The sequence below is a fragment of the Rhizobium sp. Rhizsp82 genome (assembly GCF_047325115.1).
In the GTDB taxonomy this organism is placed as follows: Bacteria; Pseudomonadota; Alphaproteobacteria; order Rhizobiales; family Rhizobiaceae; genus Rhizobium.
Map to the genome: position 1 here is coordinate 1,596,212 of NZ_CP168571.1, position 20,870 is coordinate 1,617,081.

At 61.8% G+C, this 20,870-nt stretch carries 19 protein-coding genes; 8 read left to right on the top strand and 11 right to left on the bottom strand.

What is annotated here, in order from left to right:
• Window positions 1-12: 12 nt before the first annotated feature.
• The 5 genes from ACEN84_RS31620 to ACEN84_RS31640 form a co-directional block, all read right to left on the bottom strand.
• The gene (locus ACEN84_RS31620) at window positions 13-900 is read right to left on the bottom strand and encodes a carbohydrate ABC transporter permease (protein ID WP_413711885.1); all 888 of its coding nucleotides are present in this window, start codon (window positions 898-900) and stop codon (window positions 13-15) included.
• Window positions 897-1,805, bottom strand: a complete 909-nt coding sequence (locus ACEN84_RS31625) for a carbohydrate ABC transporter permease (protein WP_112712442.1) — start codon at window positions 1,803-1,805, stop codon at window positions 897-899. The genes ACEN84_RS31620 and ACEN84_RS31625 overlap by 4 nt, the downstream gene beginning before the upstream one ends.
• Before the next feature lie 66 nt (window positions 1,806-1,871).
• Window positions 1,872-3,131, bottom strand: coding sequence for an extracellular solute-binding protein (locus ACEN84_RS31630; RefSeq protein WP_130280051.1), 1,260 nt, complete (start codon window positions 3,129-3,131; stop codon window positions 1,872-1,874).
• 90 nt (window positions 3,132-3,221) lie between these two features.
• Window positions 3,222-4,124, bottom strand: coding sequence for a sugar phosphate isomerase/epimerase family protein (locus ACEN84_RS31635; RefSeq protein WP_413711886.1), 903 nt, complete (start codon window positions 4,122-4,124; stop codon window positions 3,222-3,224).
• Window positions 4,125-4,135: 11 nt separating this feature from the next.
• Window positions 4,136-5,170, bottom strand: a complete 1,035-nt coding sequence (locus tag ACEN84_RS31640; RefSeq protein WP_413711887.1) for a Gfo/Idh/MocA family protein — start codon at window positions 5,168-5,170, stop codon at window positions 4,136-4,138.
• Window positions 5,171-5,434: 264 nt separating this feature from the next.
• Between ACEN84_RS31640 and ACEN84_RS31645 the strand changes: the two genes are divergently transcribed.
• The 8 genes from ACEN84_RS31645 to ACEN84_RS31680 all read left to right on the top strand — a co-directional run bounded on the left by ACEN84_RS31645 (window position 5,435) and on the right by ACEN84_RS31680 (window position 13,212).
• Window positions 5,435-6,565: an ABC transporter ATP-binding protein gene (locus ACEN84_RS31645; RefSeq protein WP_413711888.1), complete on the top strand. Its 1,131-nt coding sequence runs from the start codon at window positions 5,435-5,437 to the stop codon at window positions 6,563-6,565.
• A 30-nt stretch (window positions 6,566-6,595) separates the two neighbouring features.
• Entirely contained in the window at window positions 6,596-7,729 is a 1,134-nt protein-coding gene (locus ACEN84_RS31650; RefSeq protein WP_413711889.1) for an extracellular solute-binding protein, read from the top strand.
• Between the two features lie 58 nt (window positions 7,730-7,787).
• The gene (locus ACEN84_RS31655; protein ID WP_112712454.1) at window positions 7,788-8,612 is read left to right on the top strand and encodes an ABC transporter permease; all 825 of its coding nucleotides are present in this window, start codon (window positions 7,788-7,790) and stop codon (window positions 8,610-8,612) included.
• A gap of 80 nt (window positions 8,613-8,692) precedes the next feature.
• Window positions 8,693-9,451 carry an ABC transporter permease gene (locus tag ACEN84_RS31660; protein WP_413712530.1) on the top strand — a complete coding sequence of 253 codons (759 nt, stop codon included), beginning with the start codon at window positions 8,693-8,695 and terminating at the stop codon, window positions 9,449-9,451.
• Window positions 9,452-9,460: 9 nt separating this feature from the next.
• Complete coding sequence (locus ACEN84_RS31665; protein ID WP_413711890.1) at window positions 9,461-10,504, top strand: LacI family DNA-binding transcriptional regulator; 1,044 nt, start codon at window positions 9,461-9,463, stop codon at window positions 10,502-10,504.
• A gap of 15 nt (window positions 10,505-10,519) precedes the next feature.
• Window positions 10,520-11,341: an inositol monophosphatase family protein gene (locus ACEN84_RS31670; RefSeq protein ID WP_413711891.1), complete on the top strand. Its 822-nt coding sequence runs from the start codon at window positions 10,520-10,522 to the stop codon at window positions 11,339-11,341.
• On the top strand, window positions 11,338-12,093 hold the full coding sequence (locus tag ACEN84_RS31675) for a phosphodiesterase (RefSeq protein ID WP_413711892.1): 756 nt from the start codon (window positions 11,338-11,340) through the stop codon (window positions 12,091-12,093). Before ACEN84_RS31670 ends, ACEN84_RS31675 begins: the two co-directional genes overlap by 4 nt.
• A gap of 81 nt (window positions 12,094-12,174) precedes the next feature.
• Window positions 12,175-13,212: a LacI family DNA-binding transcriptional regulator gene (locus ACEN84_RS31680; RefSeq protein WP_413711893.1), complete on the top strand. Its 1,038-nt coding sequence runs from the start codon at window positions 12,175-12,177 to the stop codon at window positions 13,210-13,212.
• On the opposite strand, the gene ACEN84_RS31685 is transcribed toward ACEN84_RS31680, so the two are convergent.
• From ACEN84_RS31685 to ACEN84_RS31710, 6 genes are all read right to left on the bottom strand, one after another.
• Window positions 13,202-14,500 (bottom strand): MFS transporter, encoded by a 1,299-nt coding sequence (locus ACEN84_RS31685; RefSeq protein ID WP_413711894.1) that lies wholly within the window; start codon window positions 14,498-14,500, stop codon window positions 13,202-13,204. The genes ACEN84_RS31680 and ACEN84_RS31685 overlap by 11 nt on opposite strands.
• 147 nt (window positions 14,501-14,647) lie before the next feature.
• Window positions 14,648-15,052, bottom strand: a complete 405-nt coding sequence (locus ACEN84_RS31690) for a carboxymuconolactone decarboxylase family protein (protein ID WP_413711895.1) — start codon at window positions 15,050-15,052, stop codon at window positions 14,648-14,650.
• A 17-nt stretch (window positions 15,053-15,069) separates the two neighbouring features.
• A complete protein-coding gene (locus ACEN84_RS31695; RefSeq protein ID WP_413711896.1) occupies window positions 15,070-16,578 on the bottom strand; it encodes a sugar ABC transporter ATP-binding protein in 1,509 nt (502 codons plus the stop codon).
• A gap of 1 nt (window position 16,579) precedes the next feature.
• Window positions 16,580-17,626 (bottom strand): hypothetical protein, encoded by a 1,047-nt coding sequence (locus tag ACEN84_RS31700; protein ID WP_413711897.1) that lies wholly within the window; start codon window positions 17,624-17,626, stop codon window positions 16,580-16,582.
• Window positions 17,623-19,746 carry an ABC transporter permease gene (locus ACEN84_RS31705; protein ID WP_413711898.1) on the bottom strand — a complete coding sequence of 708 codons (2,124 nt, stop codon included), beginning with the start codon at window positions 19,744-19,746 and terminating at the stop codon, window positions 17,623-17,625. The genes ACEN84_RS31700 and ACEN84_RS31705 overlap by 4 nt, the downstream gene beginning before the upstream one ends.
• A 73-nt stretch (window positions 19,747-19,819) precedes the next feature.
• The gene (locus ACEN84_RS31710; RefSeq protein ID WP_112712474.1) at window positions 19,820-20,836 is read right to left on the bottom strand and encodes a sugar ABC transporter substrate-binding protein; all 1,017 of its coding nucleotides are present in this window, start codon (window positions 20,834-20,836) and stop codon (window positions 19,820-19,822) included.
• Window positions 20,837-20,870 lie beyond the last annotated feature (34 nt).

A 20,870-nucleotide genomic window follows, 5' to 3' on the forward strand; every position in this document is an offset into this window, starting at 1 on the left:
TTGTCATTGCCATCATTTCACGGCCCCCACCGCGATGCCGCGCGTCAGGGTGCGCTGGAAGATCAGGAAGAAGATCAATGTCGGCGCAATGCCCAGCAGGGCGGCTGCGGCTGTCGTCGTCGGCGTCTGCACGAATTGCCCGTTGAGCACGCCCATGGAGACAGAGACCGTCTGGTTGAAGTTGGAGACCAAGAGCACCAGCGGCAGCAGGAACTCATTCCACGTCCAGATGAAGAAGAAGGTCGCGAGCACGGCGAGCGTCGGCATCAGCATCGGCACGACGATGGTCCAGAGGATCTTCCACGGCGTCGCGCCGTCCATTTCGGCGGCTTCGATGATCTCGCGCGGAAAGGCGGTCATGACCGAGGAGAGAAGATAGGTGCCGAAGGCGCTCTGCAGCACCGAGAAGACGATGATGACGGACCAGATCGTGTCGAAAAGCCCGACCGCCTTCGAGAGATAATAGATCGGATAGACCAGCGATTCATGCGGGATCATGATGCCGACGAGCAGGATGGTCAGCATATACTTGCTGCCCTTCACCCGGCCGATCCCGAAGGCATAGGCATTGAGCAGGCTCAGCAGCACGGCAATGACGGCCGTCGATGCGCTGATGATCGTGCTGTTGATCAGCTTCTGCGTGAAATCGACATTGTTCCAGAAGGTCTTGAGTGCCGTCAGATCGAAGCTGCGCGGGAAAGCCAGCGGACCCCAGGTGCCGTAATCCTCAGGCGTCCTGATCGCATTGGTGAAGGCCAGCACGAAGGGGCAGAGGAATAGGATGAGCGCGAAGGAGATGGCAGCCAGTACCCACCAGCGCGACGGTCCATACATGGATCCTGCCGATGTCGCGTGTGCCGCCTTGCTGGAGGTATCGAGCGCGATCGCCGCTTCACTCATCGGTCATTCTCCGTATGGCGTGCCTGGATGCGGATGAAGATGAAGCAGATGACGAGGGTCATCAGCATCTGCGCCGTGGTGATGGCCGCACCATATCCGACGCGGTTGGTCGCGAAGAACTCGTGGTAGGACATCTGCGACGGCACCATCGTGGCGTTGTCAGGCCCGCCCGAAGTCAGCACGAAGATCGGCGCGAAAACCTTGAGCGCGGCAATGGTCGTCGTCAGGCCGACCACGAAAATCTCAGGCTTCAGAAGCGGAACGGTGATCGTCCAGAAGCGCGGCAGCCAGGCGGCGCCATCGAGTTCGGCGGCTTCCTGCAGCGAGGGATCGACGCGGGCGAGACCCGACATGAAGACGACGAGGCAATAGCCGAGCTGCAGCCAGACCATGACGACCATGATCGCCCATAGCGCCAGCTGCGGTTCGCCGAGCCAGTTCTGCTTCAGGCTTCCGAGACCGGTGGCATCGAGCATGGCGTTGACGATGCCGAACGGGTTCAGCATCCAGCCCCAGAGGATACCCGCGGCCGAGACCGGCAGGATCTGCGGCAGATAGAAGCCCGCGCGGAAGAAGCTGGCGAGCGCATTGGAAAAGCGCGAGCTGATATAGTCGAAGAGCAGTGCCGCAAGCAGCACCCCGATCGCCGTCGGGATGATCGCCATGGCGAAGACGAAGGCGGCCGTATTGACCAGCGAATGCCAGAACGTGTCATCCGTCAGCAGCCGCTCGTAATTGCGCAGACCGGCGAATTTCGGGATGCCGATGCCCTTCCACGTCGTGAAGCTGATCATCAGATTCATGACGAAGGGGACGAGGATGATGGTGACGAAGCCAAGCATTCCGGGAATGAGGTAGAACCAATAGACCCTGCCCGGCTGTGCGTCCGAGGATGCGCCCGACATATTTCCTCCAGCGTCATTCGAGAATTGGCAGGGCGCCAGAGCGCCCCGCCGGTCGCGGCATATCTGTTACTGGTCGCCCTGGACTTCGTCGTAGGGCTCCTTCAGGCGCTCGGCGAATTCTTCGGGAGTGACCGAACCGCCGATGACTGCCTGCGTCGCCTTCAGCATGACGTCGTAATAGCCGGGGACCGGCCAGTCGGGATAGAAGCCGAGGCCGTTCTGCGCGACCAGCTTGTTGAAGAGCTCGACCTCGATCTTGCCGACGGGATCGGTGACCATGGCCGGATCGGCAGCGATCGGCAGACCGCCGGAATTGCCGAACAGCGCCTGGTTGTCCTTCGACAGCGTGATGTCGATGAAGTCGTAGGCGAGGTCCTTGTTCTTGGCGTTCTTCGGAACGACCCAGATGTTGCCCGTCGAGGCCGGCGAGATGACATTGCCCGGGAACAGGAACTGGCTGGCCTTGAAGTTCTTGATCGCGCCGAACTGGGCGCCATACCAGGTGCCGGTCACCACCATCGGCGACTTGCCGGTTTCGAACAGGTTCGCCATGTCAGGCGCCTTCAGGCCGGTCGAATCCTTGGAAATATAGCCCTTCTTGACCCATTCCTGCAGCTTCTGGCCGGCATAGACGAAGGGAGCCGAGTCGAGCGGCGCGCGGATCGCCTGGAAATCGTTGACCCACTTCGCATCCGCCTTCGACAGCGCGAAGAGATACATCAGGTGCTGCGCCGGATAGTCGTTGGCAGCTTCGGCAATGGGGGTGATGCCCTTCTTGACGAAGACATCCATCACCTTTTCCATGTCTTCCAGCGTCTTCGGCACTTCGACGCCGGCTTCCTTGAACATGTTCTCGTTGTAGAAGACCGAGACGAACTCGCCGTAATTGGCAACGCCGATCAGCGGCCCGTTGCCATAGATGCCCTTCTCGTCATAGCGGCTCAGCTGGTTGCTGGCATCGGAGAGAACCTTGTCCCAGCCGCGCTGCTTGGCAACGTCTCCGAGATCGGTCAGCAGGCCCTGCGATGCGGCGAGACCGGCAACGGCGTTGCCCTTGTTATATTCCATCAGATCCGGCGCTTCGGCCGAATTGAGGATCATGGTGCCGGACTTGGTGATCTGGTCGAAGGTCTTCAGTTCGAACTGAACTTTGACGTCGGGGTGCTTTTCCTGAAAGGTTTCAAGCGCCTTCTTCCAGGTGATGCCGGCAGCACTCGCCGCGTCCTCATACCACCAGATCTTGAAGGTCTTGTCCTCGGCATGCACGGTGCCTGATATCAGCATCGAGACGCCGAGAGCGAACGCAAGTCTTGATATCGCTTTCATACTTTCCTCCCAAAAAGCGGCTGTGCCGCGAAAGCTGTCACGTTAGCGTCGCGCCTGGCCTCCCCGCCGGCACACCGCACGATAGGTCACTCAGCCGGGATCGGCAACAAAATCGCCGCCCCGGGCATGTTTCAGATGGTTCAGCGCATGGACCTGGCCGGTCATTTCAAGCGCATCGCGATAGACCGGGTCGTGCCAGCCTTCGATATCGATCGAGCCAGACCAGCCGGCGAGGCGAAGCTCGGAGATGATGTCGGTCCAGTTGCTGTCGCCGAAGCCCGGCGTGCGCATGAAGACGAACTTTTCCTTGCCGAAGATGCCGTGTTCCTTGATGACATCCCAGCGGATCGTTGCGTCCTTGCCGTGGACGTGGAAGATCTTCGAGGCCCATTTGCGGATCTGCGGCAGCGGCTCGATGAGATAGACCATTTGGTGGCAGGGTTCCCATTCGAGGCCGATATTGTCATCCGGCGTCTCGTTGAAGATCAGTTCCCAGGCATCGGGATTGTGGGCAATGTTCCAGTCGCCGGTCGCCCAGTTGCCGTCCATGGCGCAGTTCTCGAAGGCGATCCTGACGCCCTTGTCGGCGGCGCGCTTGGCGAGTTCACTCCAGATCTGCTTGTAGCGCAGCAGGCTGTCGGTCAGCACCTTGCCGCGGATGCGGCCGGTAAAGCCGGCCACGCAGGTGGCGCCAAAATGATGGGCGTTGTCGATGCAATCCTTCCAGCCCTGCAGCGTCTGCAGGTCGATCTCGGTTTCCTCGAGCGGATTGCCGAACATCCCGAGCGTCGAGATCGTGATGTCGCGGTCGCCGATCGCATCCTTGCAGCGCTTGCCGAGTTCGGCGAGATCCTGCCCATTCGTCGTCTGCCAGAAGAAGGGCTCGAAGCTTTCGAAACCCATGCCGGCGATCTGGCCGATGCGCTCGGCGGCACCGCCACTCGAGGCGCTGATCATGGTGCCGATGCGGATGGACTTTGCGGGGTTGCTCACGTTCTCATTCCTTATGCTGAAATTTCGACGCGCTTACCCGTCCTGGCGCTCTCGATGGCGCCGAAGACCATGGCAAGGCTTCTGATGTTGTCGGAACTGGCCGTCTCCGGCCGCTTGCCCGAGCGGATCGCCTCGATGAAGCTGGCGATCACGCTGGCATGGCCGTGCGTCTCTTCGTCATGCTCCGGTCCGGGAACCTCAACGGGCGTGAAACCATGCAGCAAACCGGGTTCGACGCCGGAGACGGCGGCGCTGAAATTCTCCGCGCCATCCCAGGTGAGCATCCCCTTTGAGCCGACGAGGCGCCATTCGCTTTCCCAGCTGGTGCGCTTGCCTTCGGCGCACCAGGAGCCGCGATAGGTGAAGACCACATCATCGGCGAATTCGAAAGTGGCATTGGCCGAAGCGCCATGGCGGTACCAGGATCCCTTGGGGTTCTTCTCGACGCAATAGACGGCGAGCGGCTTCTTGCCGGCGACGTAGCGCGCCGCATCGAAAGTGTGGATCGCCATGTCGAGCAGCAGGACATTGTCCATCTCCTCGCGGAAGCCGCCAAAATGTGGGGCGATGAAGAAGTCGCAATGGATGCCGGTGAGATCGCCGATCGCTCCGCTCTCGACGAAGCGGCGCATGCGGCGCACCCCGGAGATAAAGCGGCGGTTCTGGATGATCGCGTGGACCTTGCCGGCCTCGGCGGCGAGATCGATCAGGGCAGCCCCCTCTGCCAGTGAAGTCGCCATCGGCTTTTCGCTGAGCACGTGGCAACCTGCCTTCAGCGCTGCGGAGACGACGGCAGAGCGGGCCGCGGGAATGACGACGTCGAAGACGATATCGGCCTTGGTCTGCGCGATGACGTCGTTGAGATCAGTGCCGATCACCGCATCAACGAGACCGAACTCGGCGGCAAGCGCCTGCGCGACCTCGGTGTTGAGATCCACGAGACCCTTGATCGCGATCGCATCGGCCAGCGCCGGCGTTTCCTTGATCGCGCGCAGCCAGCCTTTGGACATAGCTCCGCACCCGCAGAGAACGGCATTCAGTTTCACTGATTTCCTCCCGTGGCGCGTCTTCAACCATCCTCCGAAAACGCATCCCGTAAACGTTTACGATAGTATTCAGAAACGTTTCCTGCTGTCAAGACAGGCTTAATTTAGAGAAAATGCTGCGGAAAACATGAGCATAAACGTGGCCTTAGCCGGCTTTGCATTGCGCTGCAGCACAAAAAAATCCGCCATGTCATCTGGCTGTTAAACAAACATTCTACTAAGCTCGGGATCGGATTGCACAGCCGTGCAATGGGAGGAGACACGATGAACCAGGACGCGTTTCTGGAACTGAATTCTGTTGCCTGCAGATATGGCAACACCAAGGTTCTGAACGATATCAACCTCAGCATCCAGCGCGGTGAATTCGTGGCGCTGCTCGGCTCTTCCGGCTGCGGAAAGACCACGCTGCTGCGCGTTCTGGCAGGCTTCATCGCCCCCTCTTCCGGCACCGTTTCGGTGCGCCAGCGCGACGTGACCTATATGCCGCCGGACAAGCGCGGCATGGCGCTGGTCTTCCAGTCCTATGCGCTGTGGCCGCACATGACGGTGGCGCAGAACATCGGCTACGGCCTGAAGCTCAAGGGTGTCGCCAAGGCAGCGATCGCCGAGCGGGTCAATGCCATGCAGAAACTTCTCGGTCTCGATGGGCTCGGAGCGCGCAAACCGGCAGCGCTCTCCGGCGGCCAGCGCCAGCGTGTCGCCCTCGGGCGCGCGCTGGCGGTCGATCCTGAGATCCTGCTGCTCGACGAACCGCTCTCCAATCTCGACGCCCGCATCCGCCTGACGGTGCGCCACGAATTGCGCGCGCTGCAGAAGCGCCTCGGCATCACCGCCGTCCACGTCACGCACGACCGCGAAGAGGCGATGGTCATGGCCGACCGGATCGTCATCCTGAATGCCGGCGAGATCGCCCAGCAGGGAACGCCGGAAGATGTCTACAATCGTCCGGCCTCGGCCTTCGTCGCCGCCTTCATGGGCGCCGAGAACGTGCTCTTTCTGGAAGGCAGCCGGCAGGGCGACAGTTTCCATATCGCCGCGGGCCCTGCGAATGCCGCGGGCAGCGTAGCACTTCTCGGCCGTCAGCTGCAGTCCGGCGCGGTCGAAGCCCGTTTTCGCCCGGAAGCCGCGCAGCTCCTGCCGATGGATACGCCGATTGCCGCCCCTGGCATGACCTTCACCGGCGAAGTCACCGCCGTCAGCTATCCCGGCGGCCACTGGCGCCATTCTGTGCGGCTTGGCGATCGCGAGATCATGGCCGATGCGCCGCGCGCCTTCGAGCCCGGCGACCGCGTGCAGGTCCATGTCGGGCCGGACGCGCTTTTCCTCTTCAATTCGCCGGAGTCCAACCCGGCCATTTCCATTTCCCGGTCCGCGGCTGGGAAAGCCCACGCATGACTTTATTCCTTTGAACCCTGGAGAGCACTCATGAAAAGACTGACCTATGCAGCTTTCGCCGTCGCCCTCGCCGCCCTGCCGGTCAAGGCCGATGAGCTGACCGTCGCAACCGCCGGCGACCAGAACATGGTCGATTACATCAACCAGTATCTCGGACCGCTCTTTGAAAAGACCTACCCGGGCAACACTGTCCGTGCCGTCGGCACCGGTCCCGGCGATGCCGGCTCGCAGAAGATCCTCGAGCGCTTCGACGCCCAGCAGGCCGCCAACACCGCCAACTGGGATATCGACGTCGCCGTCGTCCACGAAAAGTTCGCCGGCCCGATGGTCCAGAAGGGCTATCTCGAAAAGTATCGCAGCGCGATCGACACCGGCAAGCTCGTCTCGCGCAACAACGCCAAGAACGCCCTCGGCTCCGACGTCGACGGCTATGTCATGCCGATGTTCAACAGCCAGACGGCAATCGCCTATAACCCGACGCTCGTTCCGAACCCGCCGAAGAGCTACACCGAGCTCGCCGCATGGGCCAAGGAACATCCGAAGCAGTTCGGCTATAACGGCATCAAGGGCGGCGCTTCCGGCGTCAGCTTCGTCATGGGCTGGATCTACGCCTTCGGCGGCGGCGATGCCAACAACCTGATGACCGGTCCGTTCAAGCAGGACGAAACCGCCAAGTGGGGCGACGCCTTCAAGAGCCTCGCCGACTTCACCAAGAACGCGACGCTGACGCCGGGCAATGCCGGCACGCTCGACCTCCTGTCGCGCGGCGAAATCGCCATGGGCCCGGTCTGGGTCGACATGTTCTACTCCTGGCAGGCCAACGGCCAGCTGCCGCCCGAGCTGAAGCTCGTCCTGCCGGCTCCGGGCATGCCGGGCCAGCCGATGCACTATGTCGTTCCGGCCAAGGCATCGCACAAGGAACTCGCCGAGAAATTCATCGCGCTCGCCACCAGCCCGGAAGTCCAGGCCGACGGCATCGTCAAGAAGTTCAACTGGTATCCGGGCATCGACGCGCAGTTCGTAAAGCCGAAGCTCGACGACGCCACCTGGAACAAGCTGTTCGTCGACATCACGCCTGAAGATCTCGCCACCAAGGGCAAGCCTTTCCCGATTGCCCAGTACAACACGGCGATCCTCGAAGCCTACGAGCAGTCTGTGAAGTAAGCGATTTGGCTCCCCGCCGTCAGCGGCGGGGAGTTTCTTTCCGAAGCGAGGTCGAACGATGTCCAGACGCCTGCTCGGTCTCCTGCTCGTGCTGCCGGCACTGGCGGTGATCGCCTTCCTCTTCATCCTGCCGCTGGTCATGTCGGCGGTCGGCGCCTTCAGGATCGAAGGCGGCGGGTTCGGCTGGGACAATTTCTACAAGACCTTCGATCTCTACACGAAAGACATCGTCTTCTCGGTGGTGATCATCACCATTTCCACGATCCTCATCGGCCTCGCGTCGATCGCCATCGGCGGCTATCTGACGCTTGGCGAGCACCCGGTCGCCGTCGCCATCCTGCGCTGGCTCTATCGCTGGCCGATGTTCATTCCCTTCATCGTCGTCGGCCAGATCCTGCGCACCTTCCTTGCCAAGAGCGGCCTGATGAACAGCACGCTGATCAGTCTCGGCCTGCTGACGCCGCTCGATGCACAGAGCTATCTCGACTGGCGCGGCATCGTCATCGCCTTCGTCTGGAAGCAGACGCCCTTCGTGGCGCTATTGGTCGCAGGAGCCATGGCATCCGTCAACCGCGACACGATCGAGGCCGCCCGCAATCTCGGCGCCTCGAAACTGCGCGTCCTCTTTGAAATCCTCGTGCCACAGGTGTCGGTGACGCTGACCGTCGGCCTCATCCTCTCCTTCGTGACGATGATGTCGGTCCTGTCTGTGCCGCTGATGATCAACGCCCAGTCGCCGACGATGCTGACGGCCGATATCGCCTTCCGCGTCAACGCCTATGGCGATTACGGTGTGGCCAATGCGCTCGGCCTTGTGTCGCTGGTGCTCGCCTCGTCGGTTGCCTGGATCTATCTGCGCCAGAGCCTGAAGGAGCGCGCATGAGCACCGCAACGCTATCCGCCACGCAATCACACCCGCTCTCGGCGCTCTGGTGGATCCCGCGCGCCATCATCTTCGGGCTGATGGCCTTCTTCATCTTCGGGCCGCTCGCCAATCTGCTGCTCTGGACGGTCGCGGAGAAATGGTACTTCCCGCACAGCCTGCCGCTGCAATATGGCTTCAGCAGCTGGGCGAAGGTGTTCGCCCCGCGTGGCGGCGCGGTCGAGTCGCTGACGAATTCGCTGATCGTCGCGGTGCTGACCGTCGTCGTTTCCCTGCTGCTGGCGATCCCGGCGGGCTATGCACTGGCGCGGCTGAAGCTGCCGTTCCGGGCGCTGATCCTGCTCGCCTTCCTCATTCCACAGGCTTTTCCAAATCTCACCGTCTATGTGAACGTCGCCCGGATCTTCTACGAGATCCGCCTCAACGGCACGATCCTCGGCGTCGTCCTCGTCCACGCCTCGCATGGTCTCGTCTACGCAGTCTGGATCGCGACGGCAGCCTTCTCGGCGATCGACAAGGAGCTGGAGCAGGCGGCGCGCTCGGCCGGTGCCAGCGCCATGCGCGCCTTCATGGACATCACGCTGCCGCTCGCCGCACCCGGCCTGATGGCGAGCGCCATCTTCGTTTTCCTCGAGAGCCTCGACGAATTTACCGGCAGCTATTTTGTGGGCGCTCCTGACGTGAACATGCTGCCGCTTCTGCTGTATACTGCAGGTTCGGGCGGCAATTATCAGATCGCGTCGATCACCGCCCTCTTGCTGCTCATTCCATCCTTGGTTTTTATGCTTATCGTTGAGCGATTCCTGAAGGCAGACGTCCTATCGCGTGTGGGGCACTGAGAGATTGCCATGAATGACGGCCCAACCAACGACCTCAAGAACCAGCGCAAGGAGCGCATGCGCTTCGTCAGCGCCGAACAGGTGGCGCAGCTTGCCGGCGTCTCGCGCTCGGCGGTGTCGCGCACCTTCACGCCCGGCGCCAGCGTTGCCCCTGCCACCCGCGAGCGGGTGCTGAAGGCGGCCGAAGAGCTCGGCTACCACGTCAACGACCTTGCGCGCGGCGTGCTCGCCAATCAGAGCCGGCTGGTCGGCATCGTCGCGACGCGGCCGGAAGTCGGCTTCCGCGCCCATCTGGCGGCCGCGCTTTCCAAGGCGCTGATCCAGCGCGGCAGCATCCCGATCCTGATCAATACCGGGCAGACCGAAGAGGAAATGCTGGCTGCCCAGAAGATGCTGATCGGCCACCGCGCCGAGGCGACGATCATCCTCTCCGGCTCGCCGCCGGCGAATTTCTTCGAGCTCGCGCATCGCAACGGCCAGCCGCTCGTCGTCATCGGCCGCTCCGAGCCGGATGCCGACCATGTCCGCGCCGGCAATTCCGAGGCATCGCGCAAGGCCGCCAACGCCTTTTTCGAGAAGGGCCGCCGCAAGCTTGCCGTTGCCACGTCTTTCTCGGCGACATCGAGCATTGCCGAGCGCGAGACGGCCTTCAAGACCGCAGCCGAGGCGCTCGGCGCCAGCGTTGCGATCGGCCGCGGCAAGGATTCCGACTATGACAGCGGCATCGCTGCGGCAAAGCAGCTTTTCGCTAGCCCCACCGATTATCCGGATGCCGTCTATTGCGCCAACGACCAGATCGCCTTCGGCCTGATGGACTATGTCCGCACCACGCTCGGCCTCAGCGTCCCCGATGATGTCGCCGTCATTGGCTTCGACGACGTGCCGGAGGCCGCCTGGCTGAGCTACCGGCTCACCACCTTCCGCCAGGACCCGATCGTCATGGCGCAGCGCGCCGTCGAGCTGGTGGAGAAGCGCCTCGCCAATCCCGATCTGCCCCCCGCCTACGAACGGGTCATCCCCGAGTTTGTCGTGCGCGACAGCTTCGTGCCCTGATCCAGAAAGATACCGATGCCCTGCGAATTCCCCGACGATCCGCGCTTCGTGCTGGCGCGCGAGGTGATCCTTGAAGCTGGCGCGAAGGCGCTTGCCTATTTTCGCGACCTCTCCTCTCTGGAAACCAGCCAGAAGCTGAATGGCCAGGACGTGGTCAGCGAGGCCGACAAATCGGTCGAGGCATTGATCCGAGACAGGATCGCCGCCGCCTTCCCCGATGACGGCGTGCTCGGCGAAGAAGAGGGTCTCAGCGAAGGTCCTTCCGGCTATCTCTGGGTGGTCGATCCGATTGACGGCACCAGCTGCTTCCTGCACGGCATAGACCAGTGGTGCATCTCGATTGCCGTGATGCACGGCAGCGAGACGGTGCTCGGGCTGATCTGCCAGCCCTCGACCGGCGATCTCTTCGTCGCCAGGCAGGGTGCCGGGGCACAGCTCAACGGCCGCCCGATGGAAGTCAGCCAAACCGGCCGCATTTCGACCGGGTTGCTCGGCGTCGGCGCCAATTTCCGCATTCCGCTGCGCCAGGTCTCGGCCTTCGTCCAGCTACTGCTGGAAGCCGGCGGCATGTTCATCCGCAATGGCTCCGGCGCGCTGATGCTGGCGCAGGTCGCCTGCGGCCGCCTTGCCGGCTATTACGAGCCGCATATTAACGCCTGGGATTGCGCAGCGGGACTGCTGATGATCCGCGAAGCCGGCGGCTGGACAGCCGATTTCCCCGGCGAAGGCGGGACATTGCTGACCGGCGGCCCGGTCATCGCCGCTGCCCCGCAGATGCGGGATGAATTGCTGGCGCTCGTCGAGCGCTCCCTCGAAGACGCGGAAGCCCGGTCATGAAGCTCATCCACATTTCCGATTTCCACCTCGTTCCGGCTGGCGGCACCCTGCTCGGCCTCGATCCGGCCGCGCGCATGGATGCCTGCCTCGCCGACGTCGAAGCCCATCATGCGGATGCCGATCTCGTCGTCGTGTCGGGCGATCTCTCCGAGACTGGCGGCGAGGATACCTACCGGATCCTCGAAGAACGCGTTTCCCGGTCGAAGCTGCCGATCCGGCTGCTGCTCGGCAATCACGATATCCGCGAAAACTTCGCCACCGTCTTTCCCGGCCAGATGGCGAAGAACGGTTTCGCACAAGCGGCGATCGATCTGCCCGAGGGACGGGTGATCACCCTCGACACGCTGGACGACGGCAAGGTGACAGGCAGGCTCTGCGATAAGAGGCTCGCCTGGCTGAAGGAGAAGCTCGAGGAGGCGAAGGACCGCCCAGTCTATCTCTTCATGCACCACCCGGCAGACAAGGTGCATCTACCGGCCCTCGACGTCTTCAGCCTTCTCGATCCCGAGCCGCTCTTTGCACTGCTGAAGGCGCATGGCGATGTCAGGCATATCTTCGCCGGGCATCTGCACCGGCTCGTGACGGGGAACTGGCAGGGCATCCCCTTCACCATCCTGCGCAGCACCAATCACCAGACGGCATTGGACTTCGTTTCGCCGACCACCACCAACTGCTTCGAACCGCCGATGTACTCGATCATTCTCGCCGATCGCGGCAGCCTTATCGTCCACATTCACCAGTTCGCCCATTGAGAGCGGCTCCGCTTTCCGAAAACGTTTTCCTATGGCAAGAAGAAGCCTCACGTTTTCGATCGCGGAGGAAGATCGGCTGACATGAAGGGCATCCGGCAGCTTGCCAAACATCTCGATATCTCGATCGGGACCGTCTCGCGCGCGCTGAACGGCAAGCCCGATGTCAACGAGGAGACCCGCAAGCGGGTTCTCGCCGCCGCCGAGGAACTTGGCTATGTCGCCAACCAGTCCGGCCGCAGCCTGCGCCAGGGAACGACCAACGTCATCGGCCTGATGATAGAGTCCAGCAAGGAGACGGTCGAAAACAGCGACAACTTCTTCCTCGGCCTGACCGGCGGCCTGCAGAGCGTGCTTGCCCGCCACAAGCTCGACCTCGTCATGCTGCCCTGCCCGAATGACGAAGACCCACACGAATATCTGAAACGCATGGTGGCGCGGCGGGTCGTCGACGCGATGATCATCTCGGCGACGCAGCGGATCGACAAGCGCATCGACCTTCTGGTCAAGGCGAAGATTCCCTTCGTGACGCTGGGGCGCAGCTCCTCGGGCGAGAACTATCCGTGGATCGACCTGGACTTCGAGGGTGTGGCGGCATCCGCCGTCGACCGGCTGGTGGCAAAGGGCCATCGCACCATCGCCATTGCCGCCCCCTCCAACGATATCAACCTCGGCTATATCTTCGTCGATTCCTATCGCCAGGCGCTGGAGCGGCACGGGATAAAGTATGATCCGAAGCTGGTGATCCGGGTGAAATCCAGCGAACAGGGCGGCTATCAGGCAGGTCACGAACTGCTGCTGCTCGACGGCAAGCCAACGGCGATCATCCTGATCTACGAGCTGATGGCGATCGGGCTCTACCGCCGGCTGGTCGAGGCCGGCGTCGTGCCCGGGCGCGACCTTGCCATCATCGGTTTCCGCGAGGAACCGCGCGGCCGCTTCCTGCAGCCGTCGCTCACCTGCTTCCGCATGTCGCTACGCGATCTCGGCATCGAGCTTGCCGAGACCCTGCTGGCAACCATGCCCGCCTATGCTGAGACCTACCCGCGCGGCGCCCGCAACACGATCTGGCCGCTGGAGCTGGTGCCCGGCGAAAGCGACGCCTTCACGCTCACGTCCTGAGCGCGCCGTCCGTATGGGCGTGATCCTTGCGGGCGATCAGCTGCGTCACCACGAAGACCAGCAGGGCACCGGCCGCCAGGCAAACGGCCAGGAAGATCATCGGCGCGATCGTGCTGCCTGTCGCATCCTTGATCCAGGGCACGACATTCTGCGCCACGAAGCCACCGAGATTGCCGACCGAGTTGATCGCGGCAAGACCGGCGGCTGCACCCGCGCCCTTCAGGAAGCGCGACGGCAGGCTCCAGAACACCGGCTGCGGCGCGAAAATGCCGGCAGCGGCGATGCAGAGGAAGGCGAACTGAAGCGTGTTGTTGGGGATCAGTGCCGACAGCAGCAGGCAGGCCGCCCCGATGAAGGCCGGAATGACGATATAGGGCGTCTTCGACGCCGCCTTGTCGGCCATGGCGGGCACGGCATAGAGCGCGGTCGCCACGAGGATCCACGGGATGATGTTGAGGAAACCGTTGACGGTATTGGTGACGCCGAAGCCATGGACGATGGTCGGCAGCCAATAGCTGAGACCATAGGCGGCCAGCGGAAAGGCCACGTAGCAGAGCGCCATCAACATCACGCGCGGGTCAACGAGCGCCTTGAACCCGTTCTCCGCATTCTTGTCCATCCCGGCATTTTCGCTCTCCAGCCGGTTATGCAGCCAGCTGCGCTCGTCGGTGGAGAGGAACGAGGCCTTGTCGGGATTATCAGGCAGACAGAAGAAGGTGACGATACCGGCGAGAACCGCCGGAACGCCAGTCGCCAGGAACACCCATTCCCAGCCGGCATAGCCATAGAGCCCATCGAGATCGAGCAGCATGCCGCCGAGCGGCGCGCCGACGGCATTGGCAAGGGCACTGAAGATCATGAACAGGCCGACCATGCGGCCGCGATAATCGGCCGGGAACCACAGTGTCAGCAGGTAGAGGACGCCGGGAAAGAAGCCCGCTTCGCAGACGCCGAGCAGGAAGCGCAGGATGTAGAACATCGTCGCATTCTGCGTATAGGCGAGCGCGATGGTGACGATGCCCCAGGAGACCAGAATGCGCGCGAACCAGATGCGCGCGCCGAGGCGGTTGAGAAACAGGTTGCTTGGAACCTCGAAGAGAAAATAGCCGATGAAGAACAGCGAGGCCCCAAGGCCATAAGCATATTCGCTCATCCCGAGGTCGCCGACCATCTGCAGCTTGGCGAAGCTGACATTCTGGCGGTCGATGTAAGCGATGAGATAGAGGATGCCGAGGAAGGGCATCAGGCGCCAGGTGATCTTGGAAATCAGTTCCCGTTCGCTGACCATGCGATGTCTCCAAATGCGATGTCTCAGCAGGTACTTATGGCCCGGCCGGGGATTATCAATCGGGCGTTGAACGAATGGAGACATGGCAAGCACGTCGGATAGGAATTCCGGCGGCTTCGAGCGCGATAGCGGCGCTGCGGTCAGCCCTTATGCAAGAAAATGGTCATCGACCGGTATCTGCATCGCCGTCACCAGATGATTGGTCTGGCCGGCCAGTCCGATCACGGCCATCAACTCGGCATGCTGGGCTTGGGTCATCCCCCGCGCTTTGGCCGCGGCAGTGTGAGAATGGACGCAGTAGGAACATCCGTTGGCGGTCGAGACGGCAATGTAGATCATTTCGCGCACCAATGGGTCCAAAGCACCTTCCACCGCCATAACGGCCTTGAGCCCTTCCCAGGTGCGTTTGAGCAGCGGCGGATCATTCGCCAGGCCACGCCAGAAATTGTTTATGAAGTCGGATTTCCTGGTCGCTCTGATGTCATCAAAAACTTCCTTGGCGGCGGGGATATCCGCGACCTCGGCATCCGTGAGAAGCTTGACGGTGGCCATCGTGATCGCCTTTCAGATCAGTGCACAGCGGCATACATTATTTTGGCTTCGGTGGATTCAGCCGGCGAGAACTCCTCGACGATACGCCCTTGGCGGCAGACCAGGATGCGGTCCGAGAGGTTCATGATCTCCGGAAGGTAGGACGAGATGACAACGACCGCCAAACCCCGGTCGGCAAGCTCGTTGATGATCTGATGGATTTCGGCGATCGCGCCGACATCCACGCCACGCGTGGGCTCGTCGAAAATCACGATGCGCGGCTCCTGGACCAGGCCCTTGCCGATCACCACCTTTTGCTGATTGCCGCCGGAGAGCTCGACAACCCGGGCGTTGTCATTGATTGCCCGGATATTAAGCTTGCTCGTCCACTCCGCCGCCAGGTCGTGCATTTCGCGCATGCTGATGACCTTGCTCTTTTCGCGGCCGGCGGAAAGAAGCCCGCCGAAGACATTCTCGGCTATCGACATCGTCTCGAAAAAGCCTTCGCTCTTGCGGTCCTCGGTCACATAGACGATCCCGTCTCTGACGGCCTCGCGCGGAACGTAGTAGCGCACCGGCTTGTCATCCAGCTCGACCGAGCCGCCACGCTTGAAGTCGCGCTTGTAGATTCCCGAGATGACTTTGAACGTCTCCGTTCGGCCCGAGCCAATCAGGCCGAATACGCCGGTGATCTGGCCTTCAAAGACGGAGAAGGAATTGTTCCGGACGACGTTGCTCATCGAGAGGTCCTGGACGGACAGGACCTTCTTTCCCGCCTTCCTGATGGTCGACGCATCGCGCTTCTTATAGAGTTCGCCGGTGAGCGTTCTGCCCACCATGGCGGCGATGATCTTCTCCCGGTCGAATTCCGACGTATCGCCTGAAGCAACCAGCTCACCGTCACGAAGGATCGTGATGCGGTCGGCGGTCATCAAGGCTTCCTCGAGCGCATGGCTGATGAAGACGATCGACACGCCTCTCGCTTTCAGCCGTCTCACCAAGGCGAAGAAATGCCTTTTCTCCTCGGGCGTGAGTGTCGCGGTAGGCTCGTCGAAGATGATCACTTCGGCATTGTGGTGAACCGCGCGCGCGATCTCCACCATCTGCTTCTTGGCCGCCCCGAGCGTCTCGACCATCGCCGTCGGATCGACAGGGAAGTTCAGCGACTGGAGAAACTGCTGGGCGGAGATATAGATCCCCCGAAGGCGATTGAGAAACGCTTCCGTCCCGAGATAGAGATTCTGCGCCACAGTCATGGACGGCACCAGGCTCGTTTCCTGGAACACCATTGCGATACCGGCATCCAACGCAGCGTTCGGCGAACCGTAGCTCACCTCCTTGCCGCGATGGATCATGACGCCGGCGGTACGCTCCACCACGCCGGCGATGATCTTGGTCAGCGTCGATTTTCCCGCACCGTTCTCGCCGAGCAAGGCGTGGATTTCACCGCGGCGAAGGTCGAAACTGACATTCCTGACCGCGGGAACACCGCGATATTCCTTGGTGACGTTTTCAAGATGGACGATGATGTCTTCGGCTGTACTCATCTCATCCGATCTCCATTGCATCCACGGAGACAAGCACGCCGCCGCCCTTTGACGCGACCAGCAGCCTCCCCTCGTGTTCGACAGCGCTTGTCGTCCCATGCCTTACGCCGTTTGCCCGGCTATGAAAGCTCCCGACGGGGCGAAGAGCGGCGTCGAGTTTGGCGACCAGGCCATACGACCGGCTGGGCGACCACGGCTTGTGGATCCCCATCGTCTTGATGCCACCGCACTGCAGCGGCTCGAGAAAGCTCTCGCCGGACGCAAGCGATGGAGCGATCCAGAACTCCGGCGGAACGGTCGCGATCATGTCCTCGCGATACCTCTTCTCTTGCAGAACGAACTCGATCAGGCGATTGCGCGGAGCAAATATCGACAGCCACGCGCCGTCGCGCGCCGAAGAAAGCCGCGCCGGATAGCCCGGCAGATTGTCGATGACGGTTGCCGTGTCGCCATGCTTGGAGACGCGAAGGATCCTGTGGTTCCATGCTTCCGAGACCGCGACGCCGCCGGATACCGGCAGCAGGCCAAGCGGGAATGCCAGACCGGCCAGCAGTTTGCGCGCCTTGTTGTTGCCGGGCTCGATGGTCCAGATGCTTCCCGAACTGCCTTTCGCCATGAGATCCCGAACCCATTCGGTGGGCGCGATCCCTGCGGCTCCATTGGCAATCCAGAGCGAACCGTCGGGCGCAAAGGCGAGTGCCGTGATACAAGAAATCTCGCCCGGCAGCCGCAGCTGCTTGCCGTCGAGGATCAGCTTGCCGGATGCGAGGGCGACGGCGAGACCGGCCTCGGGGGACACGGAGGTGGCAGTGATCTCGGAGTCATACTCGTGAACCTGTTGCGGCTCTCGTCCATGGCCGACCGAGAAGAGTGAGCGCCCGGAAGAGACGATGATCTCTCCATTGTGGACGGCAACATTATCCGCTGACGGCAAGGTGGCGACCACCTGAGCTTCGTCGAGAACCTGGTTCGGCCGGAAGGCGCCGTCCAGCGGCGGAATTGTCACCGCCTTGCCGCGAAACCAGTCGAGGATGGGATCGAACATCATGGCTCTCTCCCCCAATAGGACGACGGTCCGGTCCAGTCGGAGCTCGCCTGGGCAAGCTTGTGGCGGCCGACGCGATTATTGAGGATGCCGCCGACATAGAGGTAGCCCTTGTGCTCCCTCATGGACGTGACCATCGGGTGGGAGACGCCGGAAAGGTCCGCCATCGCATCCCGGATTTGACCGGTTTCATCGAATTTGACGATGCCGCCGGTGTTGATGTTCGGAAACAACCAGTCGTCCTGGGGGAGCCGGCGGGTCATTCGCTTGCGCATGCCGGGGTGACGAAGCGCAAGATCAAAGCTCGGCGTTCGCATCCCGAGCCAGGCCATCCAGTAGGTACCGTCGGACGCACGGTTGATATTGTCGGGATAGCCGGGCATGTCTGCGATAACGCACTCCGCGGTCCCCGCTTTGGGGCCTTCCAGCCAATAGCGATGAACACGGCAGGCCCAACTTTCGGCAAAGAAGATCGATTTGCCGTCGTGGGCGACGCAAACGCCGTTGGTGTAGCGATACCCATCGAGCAGGGTCTTGGTCGTGCCGTTCTTCGGATCGTAGACAAGCAGGCGCCCCGTGGCGCGGTTCTCGATCGAGTCCAGTGCCCAGTCGTGCGCATCATACCGCTTGGTCGAGTCGGTAAAGTAGATGCGGCCATCCGGAGCAATGTCGCAGTCGTTGGGGTCTCTCAGACGGGCGTCGTCGACGACAGAAGTCCAGGACCGCGATGTCTCCGCGGTCAATTTGCGCACGGTCCGGTCCGGAGCGATGGAGTAAAGACCCATCGCGCCCACGCAGCTGATGAGGTTGCGATCCTTGTCGAAGGCGAGCCCGAGCGGGAAGCCGCCGACGTGAGCGAAGACTTCCGATCGTTCGTAGTCCGGCGCCAGGAAGCGGACGATCTCGCCATGGCGCGTTCCGCAATAGAGGTTGTCGTCGTCGTCGAGGATGACGTCTTCCGGCCCCTCCAGCTCGCCGAGGCCGATATATTGCGTCTGCGCCAGCCGATTATCCATTTCATAGGGCGTGCCTGATCCGGGAACCGCGGATTGAGCCTCGCCCATGCGCAGGTAGACAGGCGCGACATAGACCTCATTGAGGACCTTGTGACGGTTCTTCAGCCATCGGATATCGATCGTCACCGCAACGGCGAGCATCAGGCCCAGCACCATCTGGTTCGTGCCCGTCCCGTATCCGAGGCGGATCAGGCCGTTCGTCATGACGAGCACGATAATCGCGCCCATCAGTCCCTTGATGACGGACCCTCGCCCGCCGCCAAGGCTATTGCCGCCGACGACCGCCGCCGTGAGCGCAAGAATTTCGAGGTTGAGCCCGGTGCCCGGCCCCGCACCGCTCAGCCGGCAGGCAATCAGGAAGCCGGCCAGCGACGAACATAAGCCGGAGAAGACGTAGGTGAGAAACACCGTGCGCTTGACCTTGATACCGGCATTATGCGCCGAGCGGCGCGAGCCGCCGACAGCCAGGATATGCCATCCCGGCCTGGACCGGGTCAGCGCAATGTGGGTGATCGCGATGAAGATTATCGCCGTCAGCACCGATACGGAAATCCCGAGCACAGTCCCATCGCCGACGAAATCCCAAACGTCGGACATCGCCATCGACATTTGAATCTGGGCTGCGAAATTGACGACGAGGATATCGTAGACCGCTCGACCAATAATGAAGGTGACGAGAGTCGTGAGGAATGCACGCAATCTGAGGAAGCCGACGAGATATCCATTGATCGCACCGAAAGCGACGCCGGTTGCGAGCGACGCCAGCAAGGCGACCCAAACGGGCTGCTCGAAGATGAAGAACGCGGAGACCGCGGCGAAGCACGACAGCGCGAAGATCGAGCCCACCGAGAGATCGATGCCGCCCCCGAGCATCACCACCGTCAAGCCGGTGACGACAATCGAGAACTCGCCGAGCTGGCGGGTGGAATCCTGAAGCGAATTAATCTTGAAGAAGCCCGGAATCGCGGAGCCGAAACCTGCGACGACGATAACCAGCGCGATGAAAGGTATCGCATTGTCGGTCCATCGTTTGCTGAGAATTTCGCCGGCGAGATGATCCGGGATCAGGTTGTAGCGCCACGCCTGCAGGCGTTCTCTGAATGTCATGATGTGACCGGGATGTCAGGGAGAGATCATGCGAAGCCCCGGGCCGGGGCCTCGCCGCGTCATCGGAAGGAGTTTAGTTCGCAGCCGCCTTGAGGGCTTTGAGATCCCAGCAACTGTCGGGCTTCAGATCCGCCTTGGTTGTCGCCTTCTCGAGTGTGTAGATGTAGGCCTTTGAGGTTCCTGCCGGCTGACCGCTCTGCAACAGGAACTTGATGATCGCGTTGATATCGCGCGACTGATTGTGAAGCTCGGTCATGACCACCGCGCCATAGGTACCGTTTTCGAGGTTGTCGCAATCGGCCGCCTTTTCGCCGCCACCGGTCGTGACGAGAAAGACCTTGTCCTGAAGCTTGGCATCGCGGATTGCGGCGGCAGCACCCGTCGCATCGCCGTCCCAGAAATCAACGATGCCGCAAATGTCCGGATGCTGCTGCAGCATCGTCGTGGTCACGTTGCGCGAAGTCGTCGCGTCCCAATTCGAGTCCGGTTTTGCGACCACCTGGAAGTCGGGGTTCTTTTCCAGCACCTTCATGATGCCTGCGTACTGATAGAGGCTGGAGGCATTGACCTGATCACCCTGCACCAGACCGATTTTCTTCGACGAATTCGGACCGCAACCCTTGATGACGGCCTCGGCCTCCAGCTGTCCGAGACGATCCCAATCGCTTCCGACGAAGGCATCCGCCGCGAAGTTGGCAGGGTTATCGATCAGCACGACATAGGTTCCGGCAGCCTGCGCCTTCTTCAGCAGCCTGGCATAGGAATTGAGATCGGGCGAATGCACGATGAGGACGTCCGGCCGGGTGTCGGAGGAGATGGCCTCGGTGATCGCCTGAGCTCCGGCTTCGACGCTCCAGTTGGGATCGCGTGTCTCGAACACGCCGCCGAAGGCTTCAACTTCCTTCTGGATGTAGTGCGACCATCCTTGTGCAAGATCGAAACCCATCGCCATCGGGACCAGCATGACGCGCTTGCCTTTGAGCGCCTGCGAATAGGCGGCTGGGCCTGGATCTTCCTGCGCAGGTGCTGCCGTGGCGAAAACGGATAGCGAGATGGTCGCCGCCGCAAAAAGTGCCTTCATGTACCTCATGGGTGTCCCCCGATGTGTTGACGGAAAATTCGAA